Source organism: Flavobacterium sp. (assembly GCF_003525665.1).
Taxonomy (GTDB): Bacteria; Bacteroidota; Bacteroidia; order Flavobacteriales; family Flavobacteriaceae; genus Flavobacterium.
The window spans coordinates 1-755 of record NZ_DQDX01000028.1; the positions used below are offsets into that span (position 1 = coordinate 1).

Annotated in this window: 1 protein-coding gene; it reads left to right on the forward strand. The window is 29.4% G+C overall.

Annotation, left to right across the window (positions count from 1 at the left end):
• Positions 1 to 42 precede the first annotated feature (42 nt).
• Positions 43 to 755: glycosyltransferase family A protein (locus DIU01_RS01755; protein ID WP_290831542.1), on the forward strand; the 713-nt coding region annotated here is incomplete at its 3' end.

Here is a 755-nt window from a genome sequence, read left to right on the forward strand (position 1 = left end):
AAAAGGACTAAATGTAATTCGTAATAAATTTAAAAAACAAAAATGAATTTAGACAAAGTTACAGTTGTAGTGCCATGTTATAATCAAGCAAAGTATTTAGATGAAGCACTACAATCTATAGTAAAACAAACTCACGAAAATTGGGAATGTATTATAGTAAACGATGGAAGTCCAGACAATACAGAACAAATTGCCCAGCAATATGTTGAAAAGGACGATAGATTTAAATATTTTTATAAAGAAAACGGAGGTTTGTCTAGTGCCAGAAATTTTGGTATTGAAAAATCAAATTCCAGCTTTATTTTAACCTTAGATTCAGACGATAAATATGATAGTTCTTTTATAGAAAAAGCACTGCTAATTTTTCATCAGCATTCAGAAATAGGCGTAGTAAGCAGTTGGGTTTTACGATTTATGGATAAAAAAGAAATTGCCGTTATTAAACCAAACGGTAAGGTTTTGGAAGATTTTTTATATTCGAATGCAGCAAACGGAACGTCTTTGTTTAGAAAAAAATGCTGGGAAGAAGTAGGCGGATATGACGAAAATATGAAAACTGGTTATGAAGATTGGGATTTTTATATTAGAGTTTGTTCTAATAATTGGCAGGTTTACATAATTCCTGAAACCTTATTCTTTTATCGTCAACATAAAATTTCAATGAGATTGAATGCGTATGCAAATCATGACAAGGAAATAAAAAAATACCTTTACTTAAAACATAAAGAACTCTATATAAGAAATTATGATGGAAT